Source organism: Vibrio sp. 10N.247.311.49 (genome assembly GCF_041467655.1).
Taxonomy (GTDB): Bacteria; Pseudomonadota; Gammaproteobacteria; order Enterobacterales; family Vibrionaceae; genus Vibrio; species Vibrio crassostreae_C.
In genome coordinates, this window is the sequence record NZ_JBFSVA010000009.1 from 51,960 (window position 1) to 73,791 (window position 21,832).

A 21,832-nucleotide genomic window follows, 5' to 3' on the forward strand; every position below is an offset into this window, starting at 1 on the left:
AGCTTTTTATTTGGAGTGATAAGGATAAGCTTACCAAGGTACAACACCTCAGTAAGCCCGAAAAATTAGTCAGCGTCGCTGATTAATGTACCTTCAGTTTCACCCATAACCACGCGACGTAGTGCGCCTGGTTTATTCATGTTAAATACACGGATTGGCATTTTGTGATCACGTGCTAGCGTAAATGCAGCCAAGTCCATTACTTTAAGTTCTTTATCAAGAACCGTGTTGTAAGACAACGTATCATACAACTCTGCGTCTGGGTTTGCTACAGGGTCAGAAGTAAATACACCATCTACTTTTGTCGCTTTTAGAACTACGTCAGCTTCGATTTCGATACCACGTAGACATGCAGCAGAATCCGTAGTGAAGAATGGGTTACCCGTACCAGCAGAGAAGATCACAACGCGACCTTGACGTAGTTGGCTGATTGCATCTGCCCAGTTGTAGTCGTCACACACACCTTTAAGAGGGATTGCAGACATTACACGTGCGTTTACGTAAGCACGGTGAAGAGCGTCACGCATTGCAAGGCCGTTCATTACCGTTGCAAGCATACCCATGTGGTCACCAACAACGCGGTTCATGCCAGCTTCAGCAAGACCAGCACCACGGAACAAGTTACCGCCACCGATAACAACACCAACTTGAACGCCTAGTTCAACCAATTCTTTTACTTCTTGAGCCATACGATCAAGGATCGTTGGGTCAATACCAAAACCTTCTTCGCCTTGTAGCGCTTCACCGCTAAGTTTTAACAGAATACGTTGATACACTGGTTTAGGGTTCGTAGTCATGGAGTTTACCTTCCAAAGAGTTGATGATTAACAGTCATGGATAAAAACTGAAGAGCTCAGTTTGCATTCATAACAGCTAAAAGTCGGAAATAATTCATTATTCATAAAAAGACCGCAGCATTTGCCACGGTCTTTTTCAAACAATACGCTAAGGATTAACCTTTTTGTACCGCAGCAACTTCGTCAGCGAAGCTCATTTCAGCCGCTTTCTCGATGCCTTCACCAACTTCTAGACGTACGAAGTCAGATACTGAAGCGCCTTTCTCTTTCAGGATAGCGCCAACAGTTTGCTTAGGCTCCATGATGAAAGCTTGACCAGTTAGAGAGATTTCGCCCGTGAATTTCTTCATACGGCCAACAACCATTTTCTCTGCGATTTCAGCTGGTTTGCCTTCGTTCATAGCGATTTCAACTTGAACTGCTTTTTCTTTCTCAACTACGTCTGCAGGTACGTCTTCTGGGTTTAGGAACTCAGGACGTGATGCAGCAACGTGCATTGCAACGTGCTTAAGCGTTTCAGCTTCGCCTTCACCAGCAACAACAACACCGATTTTCTCGCCGTGACGGTAAGAAGCTAGTGCAACACCTTCAACGAATTGTACGCGACGGATGTTGATGTTTTCACCGATCTTAGTTACTAGTGCAATACGCGCTTCTTCAAATTTAGCTTGAAGAGCAGCGATTTCTAGACGTTCTGCTAGAGCAACTTCAGCAACTTCGTTAGCGAATGCAAGGAAACCTGCATCTTTAGCTACGAAATCAGTTTGGCAGTTAACTTCAAGAAGAGCAGCTGCGCCGTTTGCTTCTTTGATGATGATTGCGCCTTCAGCAGCAACGTTACCAGCTTTTTTAGCTGCTTTCGCTGCGCCAGATTTACGCATGTTTTCAATTGCTAGCTCGATGTCGCCTTCAGCAGCAACAAGTGCTTTTTTACATTCCATCATGCCCGCAGCTGTGCGTTCACGAAGTTCTTTAACTAGAGCTGCAGTTACAGTTGCCATTCTCTATTCCTCAGTAAATTCTAAAAAAGATAAAAAACAGGGGCCTAATTAATTGGCCCCTGATATTGACTGTATTCAGTCCGTTAAGCCACCGATTATGACCGCTTAATATGAACTAAATATGGCTCAGAGCCGCTATTATTCAGCTTCTACAAAACCGTCTTTTTCAGCAGCTACAGCAGCAACATCTTTGTTACGACCTTCTTTAACCGCGTCTGCAGCAGCGTTTAGGTAAAGCTGTACTGCACGGATTGCATCATCGTTACCTGGGATAACGAAGTCAACGCCGTCTGGGTTAGAGTTAGTATCAACTACAGCGTAAACTGGGATACCTAGGTTGTTTGCTTCTTTAACTGCGATGTGTTCGTGATCAGCATCGATTACGAATAGAGCGTCTGGAAGGCCGCCCATGTTCTTAATACCACCAAGAGATTTCTCTAGCTTCTCCATTTCACGAGTACGCATTAGAGCTTCTTTCTTAGTAAGCTTGTCGAAAGTACCGTCTTGAGCTTGCGCTTCAAGTTCTTTCAGACGCTTGATAGACTGACGAACAGTTTTGTAGTTCGTTAGCATACCGCCTAACCAGCGGTTGTTAACGTAGAACTGGTTGCTGTTGATAGCAGCTTCTTTAACAGCTTCAGATGCAGCGCGCTTAGTACCAACAAAAAGAACTTTACCTTTCTTCTCGCCAACTTTAGCAATTTCAGCTAGAGCGTCGTTGAACATTGGTACAGTTTTTTCTAGGTTGATGATATGTACTTTGTTACGAGCACCAAAGATGAATGGCTTCATTTTTGGGTTCCAGTAACGAGTTTGGTGACCGAAGTGAACACCAGCTTTAAGCATATCGCGCATTGATACAGTTGCCATTTTAAAATCCTCTATGGGGTTAGGCCTCCACATCCCCCATGAATCCGACCCCTAACAACTAACCACTTTTCAGCCGTTATCTGTGTTGTTGAGGCACCCCGGAACATGTGTCGGAATGTGTGTGATTTAAAGAAATAAGTTAGTGGACACAAAGCTTGTTTCGCCAAGTGGAGAAAACAGTCCTGATGTCCGGCGCGCTTTATACCATATTTTGTCTATCTATGGCTAGAAAAAATTCTAAAAATGGCGACTGCTATACTGAACCGTGGCGGCGAATTTCCTCTGTAAAATAGTGTCCTATTCAAATCACGCTGCACCATTAAACCGAACATTATCCACTCAGATTGAGCAGTATCCACCAATATTGTACGGACATGGTAATGTTGCGCTAAAATGCTGCACTGATAGAATAGCCCCAATATGCACACTTAGGTGCTACCAAATTAAGAGATATGCAATGGCTGTAAAAATTAAAACTGCTGAAGAAATCGAAAAAATGCGCGTTGCCGGCAAACTGGCCGCTGAAATTCTAGAGATGATAGAACCTCACATCCAAGTAGGTACAACGACAGAAGAACTGAACAAAATCTGTCACGAGTACGCTCTAGAAAGAGGCGCATACTCAGCACCACTTGATTACCACGGTTTCCCTAAGTCAATCTGTACGTCTATCAACCACATCGTGTGTCACGGCATTCCAGCATCACAAGATGAGACAGGTAGCACAGGTCAATTCAAACCTGCAGTATTGAAAGATGGCGATATTCTAAACGTTGATATAACTGTGATTGTTCCTAATGATGAAAATGCAGACCTAAGCGTTCGTCCACAAGGTTACCACGGTGACACATCTAAGATGTTCCTTGTTGGTGAGGTTTCACCTGCAAACAAGCGTCTGTGCATGGTTGCTCAAGAAGCACTTTACGAAGGCATGCGCCAAGTTAAGCCAGGTGTTCAACTTGGTCAAATCGGTACTGCTATCGAGAAGTACATCAAAACAAACAACAAGAACAACCCACGCGCTAAGTTCTCTATTGTTAAAGATTACTGTGGTCACGGCATTGGTTCTGAATTCCACGAAGATCCACAAGTAGTTCACTACAAGAACAGCGATCGCACCGTGCTAAAAGCAGGCATGTGCTTCACTATCGAGCCAATGATCAACGCGGGTAAGTTTGGCTGTCGTCTTGATGACGAAGATAGCTGGACAGTATACACAGCAGACAGCAAGAACTCGGCTCAATGGGAGCACACTCTGGTTGTAACTGATACTGGTTGTGAAGTACTAACACTGCGCAGCGATGATACAATCCCACGTATCATGAAGAACGCTTAGTTCACCGAACTGAGCGCATCAGCCTTTTAAAAATATCCTCGCATTGTCGAGGATATTTTTTATCCACTCAATTTCGATTTTCCATCAGCTTCTGTTAAATTGTTTACTATTCTCATTTGCTTGCACGGATAGCAGACTATGCCTTATCAATGCCCTCTTACGTTCAATGACGAACAAATTGAAATCTGCGAATTAAAAAATCAGCTCGAGATCTTCACGCAGTATCAAAAAAATGAATTTCTGAACCACCATCCCGTCACCGATTTGGTTCTACTGCGCTCCGAATACATGGATTTACTTCTCAATCGTTTGTGGGAAAATTTCGGATTCAACAAACTGCCTCATATTTCACTTGTCGCAGTGGGTGGTTATGGTCGTGGCGAACTGCATCCTTTGTCTGACATTGATATTCTCATTGTCTCGCAAAAAACACTACCACCAGCTCTTGGTGAAAAGGTCAGTCAATTCATTACTCTACTTTGGGATTTAAAGCTCGAAGTTGGCCATGCTGTGCGAACTATTACTGAGTGTCTCGATATCGGCACCGATGATTTAACCGTCGCGACCAACCTACAAGAGTCGCGATTGTTATGTGGTAGTGAAGACACTTTCCAAGAACTAAAACTGAAGATTCATTCCGATTCATTTTGGCCAAGTGAGACGTTTTACAAAGCCAAGATTCAAGAACAGAGAGAGCGTCATGCTCGCTACCACGACACCACCTATAATTTAGAACCGGACATCAAATCGACTCCGGGAGGGCTCAGAGACATCCATACCCTGAGCTGGGTTGCGCGTCGCCACTTCGGCGCGACCTCTTTGTTAGAGATGAGCAAATACGGTTTTCTGACCGATGCTGAATATCGTGAGCTCGTTGAGTGCCAAGATTTTTTATGGCGTGTTCGCTTTGCATTGCATATTGAACTGCGCCGTTACGACAACCGTTTAACGTTCGCGCATCAAGCTCAAGTCGCTGAACATCTGGGTTATACGGGTGAAGGAAACCGTGGTGTTGAGATGATGATGAAAGAGTTCTACCGAACCCTTCGTCGTGTTGCTGAACTGAATAAGATGCTGCTTAAGCTGTTCGATCAAGCGATCATCAATGGCGGTCAAACCCAAGACGCTGAAATTCTCGATAGTGATTTCCAACGTCGAGGTTCGTTGATCGAAGCGCGCAAGCCTGCCCTATTCCAAGCAAGACCAGAAACCATTCTCGATATGTTCATCCATATCGCCAATGACTCGACTATCGAAGGGGTAAGTCCACCAACATTGCGACAACTGCGTACGGCACGCCGTCGATTGAACCGATTCCTGCATACCATTCCTGAAGCTCGTGACAAGTTCATGGATCTAGTTCGCCACCCTAATGCCCTGCACAAAGCCTTTAGCTTAATGCACAAATTGGGCGTGCTCTCTGCGTACTTACCGCAGTGGAGCCAGATCGTTGGTCAGATGCAGTTTGACCTATTCCATGTTTACACCGTGGATGAGCACAGTATCCGCCTGCTCAAGCACATCAACCGCTTTGGTCAAATCGAAAACCACGATAAGCACCCTATCTGCTGTGAAGTCTATCCTCGAGTACAGAAGAAAGAGTTGCTGATCCTTGCCGCTATCTTCCATGACATCGGCAAAGGCCGCGGCGGAGACCACTCTGAGATAGGTGCGGTTGAGGCTTACTCTTTCTGTATTGAACACGGGCTATCGAAGCCTGAAGCCAAACAAGTCGCGTGGTTGGTACAAAATCACCTATTGATGTCAGTAACGGCTCAACGTCGTGATATCTACGACCCAGATGTGATCACCGAATTCGCCAAAAAAGTGCGTGATGAAGAATCACTCGAGCTACTGGTTTGTTTAACCGTTGCCGATATCTGTGCGACTAACCCTGAGCTATGGAACAGTTGGAAACGAACCCTGTTAGCTGAGCTGTTCCACTCAACGCAGCGAGCACTGCGCCGCGGCTTGGAAAACCCTGTCGATGTCAGAGACCGTATTCGTCACAACCAACAAATGGCATCAGCACTGCTGCGTAAAGAAGGCTTCACCGCTCGTGAGATTGAAGTGTTGTGGCAACGCTTTAAGGCCGATTATTTCTTGCGTCACACACATAAACAAATCGCTTGGCACTGTGAGCACTTACTTCGCCTAGAAGACCCAAGCCAACCGTTAGTGCTGATCAGTAAGAAAGCGACGCGCGGTGGCACAGAAGTGTTCGTTTATTGTAAAGACCAAGCAGCACTGTTTGCGACCGTGGTTGCCGAACTCGACAGACGTAACTTTAACGTTCATGACGCGCAGGTCATGGTTAGCAAAGATGGTCATGTTTTGGATACCTTTATCGTACTAGACCAGCACGGCGAAGCGATTGATGAAGCAAGACACAAAGCCGTTGCTAAACATCTGACTCATGTATTGACTGATGGCCGCCCGACTAAGATTAAGACGCGTCGCACGCCACGTAACTTGCAACACTTTAAGGTCAAAACCTTAGTTGAGTTCCTACCAACCAAGAGCAAGAAACGTACCTTGATGGAGTTAAGAGCTCTTGATACGCCGGGGTTATTGGCTCAAGTCGGTGCAACCTTTGCGGAGCTAGACATCAACTTGCACGGTGCCAAAATCACCACCATAGGTGAGCGAGCAGAGGATCTGTTTATTCTGACCAGTGAAGCGGGAGGAAGGCTGTCTGAAGAACAAGAACAGGCACTAAGAGAAAGGTTAACTGAGCATGTTTCAGAACTCGCACCTTAGAAAGCTAATTTAGTGCTAGAAGTAAGTTATTACTAGGAAACAAGTTTAGCTCTAGGAATAGCTTTAATAGCCAAATAAGTGTGGGCAAAGATAGAGAGCGATCTTGCCCACAACTTACAATCAATTCACAGATATCAACTATCTAGCTCGTCGTTAGGCTGCTACATTGATCAAGTCAATTACATAAAAGTATTACATTCATAACCTAGAGGTCGCTTATGTATCCAAACCTCACTGGCTTAGGTATCCACGAACCTAAACAGATTGAACGTTACTCCCTTCGCCAAGAAGCGCACAAAGATATCCTGAAGATTTACTTTCGTAAGCAGAAAGGGGAACTGTTCGCGAAAAGCGTTAAATTTAAGTACCCACGACAAGTAAAAAGTGTGCTTGTTAGCGGTGGCAATAATCAATACAAAGAAGTGACAGAGATTAACCGCAACCTCACTCTTGTGATTGATGAACTCAACAAAATCACCAAACCGACGCCAACGGCTGAGGTGGATGTGAAGCAGAAGATCCTTACCGACTTACGCCATCTAGAGAAAGTGGTATCAAGCAAGATCGCTGAGATCGAAGCTGATCTAGAAAAGCTAAAATGATCCCGCGACTAACTATTACTGTTAACTAACCAACATTAGTTATGCCGTTAAGGTTATACAGATACAAAAAGGGCTGATATCACTATCAGCCCTTTGTTTTTTATTCTATTTTCTCTATTCACTTAGACTGGAGATTGCCTAAACACGCGAGACTTACTTAGACAAGCAAGTTTGAGCATCGATTAAGTTAGTATCCCACTCAAAGGTTTCAAACAACCTTAGCCAAGTTTCATCAAGGTTGGCCTTCATCACCAACTCTTCTTTTGTGAAAGGATGGATAAAGCGAAGCTCAGAAGCGTGCAACAACAAACGATGCGAATCTAAATCATCACGGAACAGTCGATTGTGCTTACCATCACCATGTGAAGTATCACCGACAATCGGATGTCTTAGATGAGCCATGTGACGACGCAGCTGATGTTTGCGACCTGTCTTTGGCATCATCTCAACCAAGCAGTAGCGGCTCGTAGGAAAGCGTCCTGTTGAATATGGCACTTCTACTTTTGCTAGCGGTTCATAGACTGTCACTGCCTCTTGCGCTTCTTTGTCTTCTTTCGCGAACTTATCTGCGATCTTATCCAGCTCAACCTTAAGTGCATAATCGAGCGTATCGCCCTCTTCTATCCAACCACGGACAATCGCATGATAGGTTTTTTGCATCTCATGATTAGCGAACATTGGCATCACCTGTGAAGCAACCTCACTCGACAACGCAAACACCAACACACCCGATGTCGGTCTGTCTAAGCGGTGTAATGGAAATACATGCTGACCAATTTGATCGCGCAATGTCTGCATAACAAATTGCGTTTCGTGTTTATCCAACCATGAACGATGCACTAGCATGCCAGCGGGCTTATTCACCGCGACAAAGTACTCATCTTGATAAATGATCTCTAACATTACGCACATACCTCATCAATGCTCTGAATTGTCACTAGCAGTTCGACTTTGTCTGCCTCATTTTTCCACACTTCACCAAAATAAGGATGGATAGCAAAGCCTTTCGGTAGGCTCATTTGGGCATCCATCATTGCGTTGATCTTAACGATAAAGATCCACTGCAACCACTCTTCCGGTTGTAACGAATCAATCCCGAAAGGTTCAACGCTCGCCAGAGCTTCATCCGAAGGCGGAAGCGTGCTCCATAGCGAACATTGGCGCATTTGTTCTTCTAATTGTTGAAGTAAAAGAGGTAACTTTGTGGCTGCTGTCATTTTTCACCAAGTTATTTATCTAGTGACCTTGAAATTGGGGCATAGAGTACCATCTATTTAGGAAAGAAAGTTAGGAGCTTTATTACTATGGAAACGATTCACACGCTCACTCAGTTACTAAAGAATAGCGGTTGCCAGTACGATATCTACGACCTAGGTCGCCGTATTCAGAAGATCGACAACACCTTATTCTCTGATGTTGAGCAAGGGAAACAGCCGTACCCATTTCCACTTCAGAAACAAGCTCACTTAGCGATTAGTTACTGGAACGAACACAAGCAACCTTGGATCTGGTTCCTAAAATTCAAACTGGACGAAAGAGGCCTATTACATCAAGGTGATGTCGGCAATTTCCTTAAGTTTGTTATCGAAGCGATGGGCACACGTTTGAACGGTGAGATCAGCGAAGAGCAACAACAAAAGCTGTCAAACAACCCATATACCTTCAAGCCTTCAGAAGACAAAATGGCCGTGTTCCATAGCCAAGTAAGAGCAGGTTTAGACCTTGCAACGAGCCAATACTACGAACACGCTCAACACTACTTCACAGGCGATCTAGGCTGGGACAACTGGAAAACCGTTGGCCTACAAGGCATCACTGATATGTGTGCTCGTTTAGGCAGCCAACAAAATGGTGTCGCGATTCGCAAAGCATTGAATAAGCTGCCTTCAGAACCTCTATACGCGACTCTCGGGGCGCTTGAGCATACGCAAATCAATGACAAGCTCGCTCAACGCTTACAAGAAATGGCAGAGAATGAGATTAACAGTCAAGAGCCAGATCTGTTCTTACTGTCAGCGCTGGTACGTGCCCTTTCTGGCGCAGAGCAAAGCACAACCAACGCCGTAATTAACCAAGTTCTGGCTAGCCCGCGCTTAAGCCACCAAGAAGTATTGATTGGTTTGGCTGGTCGCAGCTGGCACGCACTGCAAGATCCTGCGATTGCTGAGCAGTTCTTGCTGCGTCTCGCACAAACGGGCAACCAAAACTTGTTCAATCAGTTATTTGCAGATTTAGTGATGATTCCGACACTGAGAATGGTATTTTTACCATTATTGAACTCGAACCCATCACCAGAACTCGCCAATGCACTTGTAGAATTACAACAAGCGGCTAAGTCGCAATAGATACCAGACAGAACAGCTCAGTAGCTCATAACAAAAAGCTCAAATCACGAACGGAATAGAGAGATAAAAGGAAGTATGGATTAAATGATAGATAACTTATTGGCTATTTTGATGCTGTGCTTCTTTTGCTTTCTGTTTTGGCAACAGCGCAGGCAATCCGAGCTTGCGAAAGCTGCCATTGCGAGAAAATGTAAAGAGCTCGACTTACAGCTATTAAGTGTTGCCTTTAGTGGTCATAAACTTAAGATGCGCCATGAGCTCACCACCATTTGGCGCTGGCACACCGTGTATCAATTTGAGTTTTCAGCGTTAGGTGATGACCTGTACCAAGGGAAACTGACCATGGTGGGCTTCCGTTCTATGCGGTTTGAGCTACAGCCTCATAGAATGTAACGTCGCAATACGCGGTATAACTATATTCATGATAAGGGCCAAACTGATCTTGTTTGGTCTCTTTAAATGCAAAGCCTAACTTTTCAAGTAACTTAATTGATGGGTTATGACCAACATTAACGGTCGCGACAACATTCGTTAGGTGTTCTTCAAAACAAACCAAACTAAAGAAAGGTTTTAGCACTTCACTAGCAAGGCCTTGATTCCAAAACTCCTTGTCCAGAATAAATCCCAGTTCATGCTTCCCTTCTTCAGACGAAACAAACAAATGCCCGAGGTATTCGCGGGTTTGGTTGTGGATAATGGCTCGGCAAAAACCAACGTTGTCGTTCAGTATTTCTTGAAATAGGTGTTTTGCAGAGGCAATAGAATGCGGCCCGTTCATTTCAGCACGATTGATGGGGCAGCAATTCAACTTGATAAAGTCATGTTCTAACTGCTCGGTATAAGGTACCAACAGCGTTCTTGAGGTTGCTATCGTCATAAAACACTCCTTGTGTTGACCATTAGCAGAAAAGCAGATGTCGCGTGCTTAGATAAAAGCTCCTGAATTAAAGAGAGCCCCTAGATAGAGAAAAAGCCTTAGGAAAAGAAAAGCCCCGACACCGAAGTGTCAGGGCTAGGGTCTTACTCGCAGCAGTCCGGCTACTAATTAATGCTCCATGCATCATCCATAATAGTGGCTGTAATCCTTCAGCTCTTCCCTTTACTTCGCCGTCCTAGCGGTGTCCAATCATCCTGAAAGCTAACAATCCTAGTTAGCGCACATCACTTGTTCCGTGAGCGGTGTCCTTTACATCGTCCTGATGCTAATCCAACCCTTTAATCCTAAAGGTGTCCATTGTCATTCCGTTGCAGCTAACTTCCTGTTAACTGACTGTATCCCTACAATGTCCTTACGCTCCATGCTTGATCACTCAATCCTAAGTAACCAAATCTTCATCCTGAAGATAACCAAATCCTTGGTGCTTTCCTGTTCCGTGTCAGAATCCTTCCGACAAGGTTTAATTTACGCGATTTAGGATTTCGGACAATAGATTTGCATCACATTTTGAATTCAAGAAAGTTGTTAATTATATAAAACAATTAAAATTCAACACCTTAACCATGTGCACATCAATCTCTCTAGCGATGTATTCGTGTTATCTCACAACCTTTGTAAGAGATCTCTCACAAGCCATGGGCGGTTTTATGATTCGCTATCATTCACCAGAGCGAGTAAAATGACTAAAGACTAAAAATGGAGATCAACATGCTGACAAAAGATGTTTCTGAAGAGTTGAAATCAGTGCTTGAAGGACTGCAAGCGCAAGGGAAAGAGCCGACAGTTGCTTTAGTTAAGGCTCGTATGAGCACATCCGTTCCGATGCCCGCTTTAATCACGACCATCAAGAGCTGGAAAAGCGCAAATCGTGTTCCTAAAGTTGAAGTCGCGACACAAGAAGAGCCAGCACTTGATCGTGTTAGCCAACTGGAAAAGCAAATCCTTGAACTCACTGCTCGCGTTGCCATGCTTGAAGCTAAACTAACTGATCAATAAGGCAACTGAGCAATAAGTTGACCGATAAATAAGCTAACAGAGAAATAGAACACTATGAAGATATGGGTTGATGCGGACGCTTGTCCAAAGGTTATCCGAGAAACAATCGTACGCGCAGCTGAGCGCACAGGGGTTGAATGTACCTTTGTGGCAAACCATCTGGTTCCCGTTCCTAAACGCAATAACATTCACTCAATTCAAGTGCCAAGCGGGTTTGATATTGCTGATGATGAAATCGTAAAGCGCACTGAACCCGGCGATCTTGTGATTACATCCGATATCCCTCTGGCTGACGAAGTGATCACTAAAGGTGGGCAAGCACTCAGCTCTCGTGGTGAGCTTTACACCAAAGAGACCATTAAAGCGCGTCTGAACATTCGTGACTTTATGGATACCATGCGCTCAAGTGGCATCCAAACGGGTGGACCAAGTGCCCTTTCTCAAACCGACCGTCGTGAGTTTGCCAACCACTTAGATAGAATTCTAGCCAAACGCTAGCTGGCTCATCCGAGCTTAACCTAGTTCTATCTCTCCATAAAAAATCAAAAAACCTGCAAACAATGCAGGTTTTTTTAATATCAATTAGAAGAAGGTTTCCCCTACTCTACAACTAAGGCGTGTAGTACGTTGCAGCACCTGGACCTACTGGTAGGCCAAATACGAATACCCAAACGTAGAACATTAAGCTCCAACCAACCAAGAATACGATTGAGTATGGAAGCATAGTTGCAATCAGAGTACCGATACCTAGGTTCTTCATGTAACGCGTCGCTACAGCTAGGATAAGACCAAAGTAGCTCATCATTGGCGTAATGATGTTGGTTGTTGAATCACCGATACGGTAAGCCGCTTGAATCGTTTCAGGTGCGTAACCTACTAACATTAGCATTGGAACGAAGATTGGCGCTGTTACTGCCCACTGAGCAGAAGCCGAACCGATCATCAGGTTAATGAAGCCACACATTAGGATGAATGCGAAGAACAACATTGGACCCGTTAGGCCGATATCCTGTAGGAAAGTAGCACCTGCAACTGCGAATACTTGACCGAAGTTAGTCCACTTGAAGAAAGCAACAAACTGAGCAGCGAAGAACACAAGTACGATGTACATGCCCATTGAAGACATAGACTTAGACATTGCATTGATTACATCACGGTCTGTTTTCATTGTGCCGGTAACTTTACCGTAAACAAAACCAGGAACTGCGAAGAATACGAAGATGAACGCTACGATACTTTTCAGGAATGGAGAACCTGAAACCGTACCTGCTGCTGAACGTAGAACACCATCAGCTGGAACAATCGTCCAAGCAAGAAGCGCTGAAACCGCTAGCACTGCGATACCCGCAAACTTAAGGCCTTTCTTCTCAACGTCTGTTAGCTTGCCCATTGAATCATTTGATAAATCTTCAGACGCTTCTTCGTCGTTGTATTTACCCAGTTTTGGTTCAACAATCTTCTCAGTTACCAATGCACCTGTAATCGCGATGAAGAAAGTAGAAACAAACATGAAGTACCAGTTTGATTCAGGACCAACGTTGTAAGTCGGATCAATCATTTGTGCTGCTGTTGTAGTAATACCAGAAAGCAGCGGGTCAACCGTACCGATTAGAAGGTTTGCAGAGTAACCACCAGATACACCAGCAAATGCTGCCGCTAGACCTGCTAATGGGTGACGACCCAAAGAGTGGAAAAGCATTGCTGCAAGCGGGATAAGTACTACATAGCCAAGCTCTGAAGCCGTGTTAGAGATAATACCTGCGAAAACTACGGTTACCGTAACCATGCGCTTAGATGCGCCCATTACCATGCCACGCATCGCCGCAGATAATAGACCTGAGTGCTCAGCAATCGCTACACCTAGCATTGCAACAAGCACGGTACCTAATGGCGCAAAGCCAACAAAGTTTGTCACTAGATTAGTAACAATGAGCTGTAAGCCTTCAGCATTAAGTAAGCTTACAACGTAGATCATGCCGTCAGCAGCACGACCTGGAGCACCTTCTGGACGAGGGTCCATAACAGAGACTTCAAAATATCCAGCGATACCTGAAGTAACTAGAATAGCGACACAGAAGATTGCGAAAAGAGTGATCGGGTGGGGTAATAGGTTCCCCAAATATTCAACACCATCGAGAAAACGGGTAAAAATAGGTTTCTTTGGCGAGTTGTTTTTTATTGAAGCTGATGAACTCATCAGTTCCCTCCTTGTAGTGATTCCTATGCAATTGTGACAAAAATGTTCAAATTGCCAGCGAAGGGTACGCGACAAAATTATCAATTAGAAATTCAAAATGTTACAAAATGTGTAACAAACGACGATTTTTAACTCTATTTGAACAATTAATTAGCAAATAAATCCACATTAAATACAAAATCTAGATTTATAATTCACAAACACACATTCACTACAAATATAACTGATAATATAAGCCATTGATTCACTTGAAAATAAAACACGCCATACTCTAAGTTAATACGCAATATTCTGTCAGGTTCTTCTCGGTGGAAAAGAAAAACAGACAAATGAATGAAGTTTGACTTTCCCCTCGTTTTTACACTCGCGTCACATCAATTTGACTGACTATTTCTGAACCGCTTTGAATCTCGGATTGGTTTTGCAGATAACATAATGACGACCTCTGCGCTTTACTATCTGGCAATCAGGATGGCGACTTTTCGCACTTTTAAGTGATTTCACAACTTTCATTCTATTTCGCTCCCTTACCTAATTGACCAAAACGACGAGTGAAGTTCGCAACACGTCCCTCTTTATGTAGCACTCGTTGTTTACCCGTATAGAAAGGATGCGACTTTGACGACACCTCAATCGTGAAGTAAGGATAAGTATTGCCGTCTTCCCATTCGATAGTACGGTCTGTTTTAGCGTTGAGCCGATTAAGAAGTACTCATCGACACTGGTGTCATGAAAAACCACGGGACGGTAATCTGGATGGATATTCGGTTTCATTGTATTTCCCTTAAATAACTAATTTTGATACGTTATAACGTTGCAAATGATAATTATTATCAAAAGAAAAACAAGCGATTTTATGATATTTTTCCGTCTTAATCCTAATCAGAGAACACCCAACTATGTACACCATTGAACCTGTTGGCTTTATTGAGTCTCCTTATAAAGAGAAGTTCGCTGTGCCAAGGCAGCCCAGGTTGGTACCCACATCCACCTCAAGAGTCAGGTTGGTTGATGCAGCAAACTGCCTTGAGTCTGTTCGTGATATAGAGCAATTTAGCCATGTTTGGTTACTATTTCTGTTCGACAAGAACCTTGAAGCAGGCTGGAAACCAACTGTGAGGCCACCTCGCCTTGGCGGGAATGAACGTATTGGTGTATTCGCGTCACGTGCCACATTCAGACCAAATGGAATTGGCATGTCTGCGGTTGAACTAAAAGGTGTGTCTCAAGAGAAAGGACAGACTTGGTTGGATCTCGGCAGCGTCGACTTAGTAGACGGTACACCGATCATCGACATCAAGCCTTATATCCCCTATTCAGATTCGATTCCGGATGCATTGGGAGGGTTTGCCGCCGATGAACCAGAAGTGCTCGACGTTAACTTTTCGCAGCAAGCGCAAAGTAAGCTCGCAAGCCATCCACAAGCGCGCCATATCATTCAGGTGATCAAAGAAGTATTAGGCCAAGATCCTCGCCCTGCCTATAAAAAAGGCAAGCCAGACAGTAAGGAATATGCGGTAAATTTGTTCGATCTTAACGTGAAATTCGTGGTTGAAACGCTTTTCATCAATGTAACTGACATTGAACGCTTTTGAGATCCCAAATAGGCTGATATTATATGCGGCTATATCAGATTTGCTGTGGTTACGAACGACAGCAAGTTTTCTTTTATCAATGATGAAACGGATACCATAGAATGCGTACCAGTAACTACCTTCTTTCTACTCTGAAAGAGACTCCAAACGACGCAGAAGTTATCAGCCACCAGCTGATGCTACGTGCAGGTATGATCCGTAAGCTAGCTTCAGGTTTATATACTTGGCTACCTACTGGTCTACGTGTACTGCGTAAAGTCGAAAATATCGTTCGCCAAGAGATCGATAATGCAGGTGCCGTTGAAATCTTGATGCCCGTAGTTCAACCGTTTGAGCTTTGGGAAGAGACTGGCCGTTCTGAAAAGATGGGGCCTGAGCTACTTCGTTTCACAGACCGTCACTCTCGTCCATTTGTTCTTAGCCCAACAGCTGAAGAAGTGGTAACGAGTCTAGTACGTAACGAGATCAGCTCTTACAAACAGCTACCTCTAAATCTGTACCAAATACAGACTAAATTCCGTGATGAGCGCCGCCCTCGTTTTGGCGTAATGCGTGCACGTGAATTCTCTATGATGGATGCGTACAGCTTTGATATCGACAAAGAAGGCTTAGAAAAGTCTTACCAAGCGATGCACGATGCTTACTGTAAAGCATTCGACCGTATGGGCCTTGAATACCGTCCAGTATTGGCAGACTCTGGCGCAATCGGCGGCAGCGGCTCTCAAGAGTTCCACGTTCTTGCTGAAAGCGGCGAAGACCTAATCGCATTCTCAACTGAGTCAGATTACGCAGCAAACATCGAAAAAGCAGAAGCACTTGCTCCTACTGAAGATGCAGCAGCACCAACTCAAGAGATGGAACTGGTTGATACACCAAATGCGAAAACTATCGCAGAATTGGTAGAGCAACACGGTCTAGCAATCGAGAAGACAGTTAAGACTCTATTCGTTAAAGCATCTGATGAAGTAGAAGCAGATATCATTGCTCTAATCATCCGTGGTGACCACGAGCTTAACGAAGTGAAAGCAGAAAACCTTCCACAGGTTGCTTCTCCATTAGAGATGGCTTCTGAAGAAGAAATCCGTGCACTTGTTGGCGCTGGTCCTGGTTCACTTGGCCCTGTTGGCCTAGAGCTACCATTCATCGTTGACCGCTCAGTTGCTGTAATGAGTGACTTCGGCGCTGGTGCAAACGTAGACGGTAAGCACTACTTCGGAATTAACTGGGGTCGTGACGTTGAGCTTGCTCAAGTTGAAGACCTACGTAACGTAGTTGAAGGTGACCTTAGCCCATGTGGTAAAGGTACTATCCAGCTTAAGCGTGGTATCGAAGTGGGTCACATCTTCCAACTGGGTAATACTTACTCTAAAGCAATGAACTGTAACGTGCTTGGTCCTGATGGTAAGAGCGTAATCCTAGAGATGGGTTGTTACGGTATCGGTGTTTCACGTGTTGTTGCATCTGCTATCGAGCAAAACCACGATAAATTCGGTATCACTTGGCCAGACGCACTAGCGCCGTTCCAAGTTGCTATCGTACCAATGAACATGCACAAATCTGAGCGCGTTAAAGAAGCAGCTGAGAAGCTATACGCTGAATTAACAGCTATGGGTATCGAAGTTTTATTCGATGACCGTAAAGAGCGCCCTGGTGTTATGTTTAAAGATATCGAGCTTGTGGGTATCCCTCACACTATCGTTATCGGCGATCGCAGCATGGACGAAGGTAACTTCGAATACAAAAACCGTCGTACTGGTGATAAAGAAGCTATCGCAATGGACACGGTTATCGAGCACCTTAAGGCTCAACTAGCTTAGTAATCCGATTACTGACTAGATAAACATTGAAAGGCTGCCGTTAGGTGGCCTTTTTTGTGCCTGTCATTTCGCTTCAAACTCCCTTCTATTTATCAGTAGAGTAAATAACGTAAGTTAATCCCCTGTTCATCTTTAAATCCGTATATTGGTGTCATCAACTTTTTGGACATGCTCACCATTGGAGGTATCGATGGATATCAAAAGCTTACTGAACCAAGCACTTAAATCAGATCTCGTAAAACAAGGTACTCAGAAACTTTCACAAGGGTCTTCAAGTTTAAGTGGCCTTTCTCAAGGCAGCAATAGCAAGAGTAGCAGTAAAAGTACACTCGGAGCCTTCGGTGCAGGCGCAGTTGGCGGAGGACTGTTAGGTGCGTTAATGGGCTCTAAGAAGACTAAGAAAATGGGTAAGAAAGCGGCTGGGATTGGCGGCGCAGCAGCACTGGGCGCTTTGGCTTATAAAGTCTACAACGACTACCAATCCAAACAAGGCCAGACACCTAACGCCGAACAGGCTCAGTTTGATGAAAATGATGCAAACCACAGCGTGCTGATTCTACGATCGATGATTGCCGCGTCTAAAGCTGATGGCCATGTTGATGAAGAAGAGATGGCTAAGATAGAGCAAGCCGTCGAGAATATGGGCGCTGATTATCAACTGACTAAATTGGTCTCTGAAGAACTGCATAAGCCACTCGACCCAAGCGAAATCGCTCAACTGGCAACGTCACCTCAACAGGCGAGTGAGATCTACTTAGCCTCTTTGATTGTGGCCGACGAACAGAATTTCATGGAAAAGGCGTACCTCAAAGAGCTCGCGAAACAGCTCAATCTTGCTGATGAAGTCACCTATCAACTTGAACAACAAGTCTCTGGCTAATCGGCAAGTACCAAACGAAGCCGTAAAGAACGGCCTAAGCAGCGAGCTAACCAAGTGAGATATTGAGCAAGGACAAACTAACTCTGAACTTGATCAGATCCACTTTGTTTTTGCTTATCTCTATGTGTATATTGAGATCAGTTATCATTTGGTTAGGTATAAAAATGAAAGTATACGATTGTTGTGATTTGGTTCGTGAACTGTATTCTCAAATTGGCAGTGGCGACCAAGGCTATATCCCTAAAGCGATCACCTGCGCAGTAAAAACATTGAATGACCTTGCTGCCGATGAGTCTCTTCCTAAAGAAGCTCGTGAACGTGCAGCCTTTGCCGCTGCTAACTTACTGATTTCAGATTTCGAGGACTAACATGAACCTCGCTAATTTTGCAAAGATGGATCCAGTGATGTTAATGAGCATCGTCAACATGAAGCTACGTGACGACTTCGGTGGTGATTTGGATCGAGTGGTTAACTTCTACGAAATCGATAAGGCAGCCTTGATCGCTAAACTTGCGTCTGCTGGTTTTGAGTATTTTCCAGAAGCAAAACAGTTTCGATAGTCATTTAAAACAAGCTTTATTTCGAAAGACCAACCTCTGTGTTGGTCTTTTTTATTGGTGATACGTATTGGATAAACATGCAGTTAGCCAATTATAAATTATCTGTCTACATCTATACTTTTATATCTTAGAGTCAACGAGCGCTCCTTGAACCAAAGCGTGTTGTTGTATAGGCTACCTGAAATAGCATATAAAACTCATCAATCAATCTGATGATAGCGAAGGATTAACAATGAAAAGACTCGGACTTTTGGCAGTTTTCGCAGCAACACTGACTGCAGGTTGCGCTTCAAATACACAGCAAGACAACTTTCGTGAAGCCTCTTTTGAGCTGTGTAACACCGAAGTCGATATTTACTCAGTAAGCCATGATGAAAGAGTGCGTATTGTCTGCTCTGATGGCTCTAAATTCGCTCTGAAAAGCGAAGACACACTAGAAGTGATGCGTGACATCAATATCGACTACTGTGACGGCGAAGGCTTAGGAAAATTCAACGAGAGCCGCCATTATTACTCATTCAAGTGTAAGTCTGGCACCCTGCTTAGTATCAGAAAGTAGAACCAACATAAGAAAACCACAAAGGGTTGATGTGCAAACATCAGCCCTTTTTAGTACCGCCTTTCTGCATTCTCAGATAACCCAACTCCATACCGACAGATACCAAAAAGGCCCCTAACAAGGAGCCCTTCAAATCGTACTTTCAATCAAATAGCTTAAGTTCAAGGAACAGGCGCGGAGTTTTCAGCACCTTTCCCTAAAACAAAAGAGACTCAATGAGCCCCTTTAAAAGTATTTTTCAAAGTAGTCGTTTGAAATTCTAGGAGAGCACGCGGAGCTTACGGATGTAAGTGAGCATGCTCGACAACGAAGTTCAAATTACTACGAAGAAAAATTAAGCGTAAACCGGTAGACGCTTACAGATATTTAGTACTTTTGCTTTAGTCGCTTCGATAACAGACTCATCGCCCATATTATCTAGGATGTCACAGATCCAACCTGCTAGCTCTTTCGCGTCTGCTTCTGAGAAACCGCGACGAGTGATAGAAGGAGAACCGATACGGATACCTGAAGTAACAAACGGGCTACGTGGATCATTTGGTACTGAGTTCTTGTTCACAGTGATGTTCGCTGCACCTAGTGCTGCATCAGCCTCTTTACCTGTGATGTCCTTGTCGATTAGGTCAACTAGGAACAGGTGGTTCTCTGTAGAACCTGAAACGATGTTGTAACCGCGTGCTAGGAATTCAGCAACCATTGCTTTTGCGTTAGCAACTACGCGAGCTTGGTATTCTTTGAATTCTGGCTCTAGAGCTTCTTTGAACGCTACTGCTTTACCAGCGATAACGTGCATTAGAGGACCACCTTGGCCGCCTGGGAATACTGCTGAGTTCAGCTTCTTGTAAAGATCTTCGCCTTCGTTAGAAAGGATTAGACCACCACGAGGACCCGCAAGCGTTTTGTGCGTCGTTGTAGTTACTACGTGAGCGTGTGGCACTGGGTTCGGGTAAACGCCTGCAGCGATTAGACCTGCTACGTGAGCCATATCTACGAACAGGTAAGCACCTACTTTGTCAGCGATTTCACGCATGCGCTTCCAATCACAGATTTGAGAGTAAGCAGAGAAACCACCGATGATCATCTTAGGCTTGTTCTCGATAGCCAGCTTTTCCATCTCTTCGTAATCGATTTGACCCGCTTCATCGATACCGTAAGGGATGATGTTGTAAAGCTTACCAGAGAAGTTTACTGGAGAACCGTGAGTTAGGTGACCACCGTGTGCTAGGCTCATACCTAGAACCGTATCGCCTGCATTTAGTAGTGCCATGTATACAGCGTTATTTGCTTGAGAACCTGAGTGAGGCTGTACGTTTGCGTACTCTGCACCAAATAGTTCACATGCACGTTCAATTGCTAGAGTTTCAACTTTGTCTACGTACTCACAACCACCGTAGTAACGCTTGCCTGGGTAGCCTTCAGCGTATTTGTTTGTTAGCTGAGAACCTTGAGCTTCCATTACACGTGGGCTTGTGTAGTTTTCTGAAGCGATAAGTTCGATATGCTCTTCCTGACGAAGAGTTTCTTCTTGGATAGCTGCGAATAGATCCGCATCGTAATCAGCAATGTTCATGTCACGCTTAAGCATCTGTATCTCCTGACTCAGATTGTACTGAAAGTTTCAAAAAAACCACACAACGACCGAAAGCAAACGTTTCCGTCACCGTTTTGATGTGACGCATTCTACATAATTTGATCTAGGTCATAAAGAGCTAATTGCAATTTTATCATGCAGTTTTTTCATAATCACAAATAAGATTCATCATGGCTATTTGGCTTATCCAACCAAAGATGGCGCTTACTGTCAATTTTACGCTTTACACCCTGTAAAACGCAGATTACATAGGTTTACCTTAATTTTGCCCCTCCAGCTACCGAAAGCTAAGGTTTTTCTCTACTATGCACGCCTTTATTGGTTAGGTAATTATAAAAACGATGGAAAAACACTCACGTAAAGAAGATTGGGTAGCGATTCTCACTGGCACGTTTTTAGTGGCGTTAGGCGTCTTCTTTTTACAGTCAGCAAACCTGATTACTGGTGGTACGACTGGCTTGGCACTGCTTTTGAGTCAATTTACACCAGTAACCTTTGGTATTTTGTACTTTATTGCCAACTGCCCATTCTACCTATTAGCATGGAAACGATTTGGCCGTCACTTTGCGATAAGCAGTGCCATTTCTGGCGCTTTAGTGTCTGTATTTGCCGATCATTTATACTTGGTGATTTCGTTAGACGTTCATAATGAAATTTACTGTGCGGTAGCTGGCGGCTTGTTAATGGGCTTAGGCATGCTGATCCTATTTAGACATCATTCGAGTCTTGGCGGGTTCAACGTCCTGTGTTTATTCATCCAAGATAAATTTGGTATTTCCGTCGGAAAATCACAAATGGCGATTGACGCGATAATCCTATTCACTTCCTTTCTTTTTGTCACTCCTACAACAATCTTACTTTCCATTTTAGGAGCTTTGGCACTGAATTTAGTACTGGCGATGAATCATAAGCCACACCGATATAAAATCCACTACAGGTGACAACACGCATACTCCGTTTAAGAAAAATGCTATATAATACAGGCAAA

General features: G+C 44.2%; 23 protein-coding genes and 1 pseudogene. 14 read left to right on the forward strand and 10 right to left on the reverse strand.

Going from position 1 to position 21,832, the window contains the following annotated elements; genetic code table 11:
- Positions 1 to 65: 65 nt before the first annotated feature.
- The 3 genes from pyrH to rpsB all read right to left on the reverse strand — a co-directional run bounded on the left by pyrH (position 66) and on the right by rpsB (position 2,668).
- Positions 66 to 797, reverse strand: coding sequence for a UMP kinase (gene pyrH, locus AB6E54_RS11015; RefSeq protein WP_017060742.1), 732 nt, complete (start codon positions 795 to 797; stop codon positions 66 to 68).
- Positions 798 to 952: 155 nt separating this feature from the next.
- The gene (gene tsf / locus AB6E54_RS11020; RefSeq protein ID WP_010436487.1) at positions 953 to 1,798 is read right to left on the reverse strand and encodes a translation elongation factor Ts; all 846 of its coding nucleotides are present in this window, start codon (positions 1,796 to 1,798) and stop codon (positions 953 to 955) included.
- Between the two features lie 138 nt (positions 1,799 to 1,936).
- Positions 1,937 to 2,668, reverse strand: coding sequence for a 30S ribosomal protein S2 (gene rpsB / locus AB6E54_RS11025; RefSeq protein WP_009847420.1), 732 nt, complete (start codon positions 2,666 to 2,668; stop codon positions 1,937 to 1,939).
- Between the two features lie 457 nt (positions 2,669 to 3,125).
- On the opposite strand from rpsB, the gene map reads away from it, so the two are divergent.
- The 3 genes from map (at position 3,126) to AB6E54_RS11040 (ending at position 7,366) form a co-directional block, all read left to right on the forward strand.
- Positions 3,126 to 4,004 carry a type I methionyl aminopeptidase gene (gene map, locus AB6E54_RS11030; RefSeq protein WP_372106400.1) on the forward strand — a complete coding sequence of 293 codons (879 nt, stop codon included), beginning with the start codon at positions 3,126 to 3,128 and terminating at the stop codon, positions 4,002 to 4,004.
- Positions 4,005 to 4,142: 138 nt separating this feature from the next.
- Entirely contained in the window at positions 4,143 to 6,764 is a 2,622-nt protein-coding gene (gene glnD, locus AB6E54_RS11035; RefSeq protein ID WP_017060744.1) for a bifunctional uridylyltransferase/uridylyl-removing protein GlnD, read from the forward strand.
- A gap of 218 nt (positions 6,765 to 6,982) precedes the next feature.
- Positions 6,983 to 7,366: a DUF3461 family protein gene (locus AB6E54_RS11040; RefSeq protein WP_004734354.1), complete on the forward strand. Its 384-nt coding sequence runs from the start codon at positions 6,983 to 6,985 to the stop codon at positions 7,364 to 7,366.
- A 153-nt stretch (positions 7,367 to 7,519) separates the two neighbouring features.
- Here AB6E54_RS11040 and truC read toward each other — a convergent pair whose 3' ends face one another.
- Positions 7,520 to 8,269, reverse strand: coding sequence for a tRNA pseudouridine(65) synthase TruC (truC, locus tag AB6E54_RS11045; RefSeq protein WP_017060745.1), 750 nt, complete (start codon positions 8,267 to 8,269; stop codon positions 7,520 to 7,522).
- Complete coding sequence (locus AB6E54_RS11050; protein WP_017063358.1) at positions 8,269 to 8,583, reverse strand: YqcC family protein; 315 nt, start codon at positions 8,581 to 8,583, stop codon at positions 8,269 to 8,271. The genes truC and AB6E54_RS11050 overlap by 1 nt, the downstream gene beginning before the upstream one ends.
- An 87-nt stretch (positions 8,584 to 8,670) precedes the next feature.
- Between AB6E54_RS11050 and AB6E54_RS11055 the strand changes: the two genes are divergently transcribed.
- Both AB6E54_RS11055 and AB6E54_RS11060 read left to right on the forward strand, forming a co-directional pair.
- Positions 8,671 to 9,711: a DUF3549 family protein gene (locus AB6E54_RS11055; RefSeq protein WP_017060747.1), complete on the forward strand. Its 1,041-nt coding sequence runs from the start codon at positions 8,671 to 8,673 to the stop codon at positions 9,709 to 9,711.
- Positions 9,712 to 9,795: 84 nt separating this feature from the next.
- On the forward strand, positions 9,796 to 10,104 hold the full coding sequence (locus AB6E54_RS11060; protein WP_017060748.1) for a DUF3301 domain-containing protein: 309 nt from the start codon (positions 9,796 to 9,798) through the stop codon (positions 10,102 to 10,104).
- Here the strand turns inward: AB6E54_RS11060 and AB6E54_RS11065 are convergent.
- The gene (locus AB6E54_RS11065; RefSeq protein ID WP_017060749.1) at positions 10,070 to 10,588 is read right to left on the reverse strand and encodes a GNAT family N-acetyltransferase; all 519 of its coding nucleotides are present in this window, start codon (positions 10,586 to 10,588) and stop codon (positions 10,070 to 10,072) included. The genes AB6E54_RS11060 and AB6E54_RS11065 overlap by 35 nt on opposite strands.
- A 768-nt stretch (positions 10,589 to 11,356) precedes the next feature.
- Here AB6E54_RS11065 and AB6E54_RS11070 point away from each other — a divergent pair.
- Together AB6E54_RS11070 and AB6E54_RS11075 are read left to right on the forward strand one after the other, a co-directional pair.
- The gene (locus tag AB6E54_RS11070) at positions 11,357 to 11,644 is read left to right on the forward strand and encodes a hypothetical protein (RefSeq protein WP_017069390.1); all 288 of its coding nucleotides are present in this window, start codon (positions 11,357 to 11,359) and stop codon (positions 11,642 to 11,644) included.
- Between the two features lie 54 nt (positions 11,645 to 11,698).
- On the forward strand, positions 11,699 to 12,142 hold the full coding sequence (locus tag AB6E54_RS11075; protein WP_017063355.1) for a YaiI/YqxD family protein: 444 nt from the start codon (positions 11,699 to 11,701) through the stop codon (positions 12,140 to 12,142).
- A 112-nt stretch (positions 12,143 to 12,254) separates the two neighbouring features.
- On the opposite strand, the gene AB6E54_RS11080 is transcribed toward AB6E54_RS11075, so the two are convergent.
- From AB6E54_RS11080 to AB6E54_RS11090, 3 genes and pseudogenes are all read right to left on the reverse strand, one after another.
- A complete protein-coding gene (locus AB6E54_RS11080; RefSeq protein ID WP_372106402.1) occupies positions 12,255 to 13,841 on the reverse strand; it encodes an AbgT family transporter in 1,587 nt (528 codons plus the stop codon).
- Between the two features lie 387 nt (positions 13,842 to 14,228).
- Positions 14,229 to 14,354: a type B 50S ribosomal protein L36 gene (gene ykgO / locus AB6E54_RS11085; RefSeq protein WP_004734365.1), complete on the reverse strand. Its 126-nt coding sequence runs from the start codon at positions 14,352 to 14,354 to the stop codon at positions 14,229 to 14,231.
- A gap of 1 nt (position 14,355) precedes the next feature.
- Positions 14,356 to 14,615 (reverse strand): annotated as a pseudogene (locus AB6E54_RS11090) (type B 50S ribosomal protein L31).
- Positions 14,616 to 14,740: 125 nt separating this feature from the next.
- Between AB6E54_RS11090 and tsaA the strand changes: the two are divergent.
- From tsaA to AB6E54_RS11120, 6 genes are all read left to right on the forward strand, one after another.
- Positions 14,741 to 15,436: a tRNA (N6-threonylcarbamoyladenosine(37)-N6)-methyltransferase TrmO gene (gene tsaA / locus AB6E54_RS11095; RefSeq protein ID WP_050711737.1), complete on the forward strand. Its 696-nt coding sequence runs from the start codon at positions 14,741 to 14,743 to the stop codon at positions 15,434 to 15,436.
- Positions 15,437 to 15,537: 101 nt separating this feature from the next.
- Positions 15,538 to 17,253 carry a proline--tRNA ligase gene (locus tag AB6E54_RS11100; RefSeq protein ID WP_065584001.1) on the forward strand — a complete coding sequence of 572 codons (1,716 nt, stop codon included), beginning with the start codon at positions 15,538 to 15,540 and terminating at the stop codon, positions 17,251 to 17,253.
- A 190-nt stretch (positions 17,254 to 17,443) separates the two neighbouring features.
- On the forward strand, positions 17,444 to 18,133 hold the full coding sequence (locus tag AB6E54_RS11105) for a tellurite resistance TerB family protein (protein ID WP_017060754.1): 690 nt from the start codon (positions 17,444 to 17,446) through the stop codon (positions 18,131 to 18,133).
- A gap of 164 nt (positions 18,134 to 18,297) precedes the next feature.
- On the forward strand, positions 18,298 to 18,501 hold the full coding sequence (locus tag AB6E54_RS11110; protein WP_008222923.1) for a YaeP family protein: 204 nt from the start codon (positions 18,298 to 18,300) through the stop codon (positions 18,499 to 18,501).
- A 1-nt stretch (position 18,502) separates the two neighbouring features.
- Positions 18,503 to 18,694, forward strand: coding sequence for a DUF4250 domain-containing protein (locus AB6E54_RS11115; RefSeq protein WP_016767592.1), 192 nt, complete (start codon positions 18,503 to 18,505; stop codon positions 18,692 to 18,694).
- A gap of 232 nt (positions 18,695 to 18,926) precedes the next feature.
- Entirely contained in the window at positions 18,927 to 19,253 is a 327-nt protein-coding gene (locus AB6E54_RS11120) for a hypothetical protein (protein WP_017063350.1), read from the forward strand.
- 334 nt (positions 19,254 to 19,587) lie between these two features.
- Here AB6E54_RS11120 and glyA read toward each other — a convergent pair whose 3' ends face one another.
- A complete protein-coding gene (glyA, locus tag AB6E54_RS11125; protein WP_372106405.1) occupies positions 19,588 to 20,838 on the reverse strand; it encodes a serine hydroxymethyltransferase in 1,251 nt (416 codons plus the stop codon).
- Between the two features lie 347 nt (positions 20,839 to 21,185).
- Between glyA and AB6E54_RS11130 the strand changes: the two genes are divergently transcribed.
- Positions 21,186 to 21,785 carry a YitT family protein gene (locus AB6E54_RS11130; RefSeq protein WP_146441296.1) on the forward strand — a complete coding sequence of 200 codons (600 nt, stop codon included), beginning with the start codon at positions 21,186 to 21,188 and terminating at the stop codon, positions 21,783 to 21,785.
- The last annotated feature ends 47 nt before the right edge of the window (positions 21,786 to 21,832 follow it).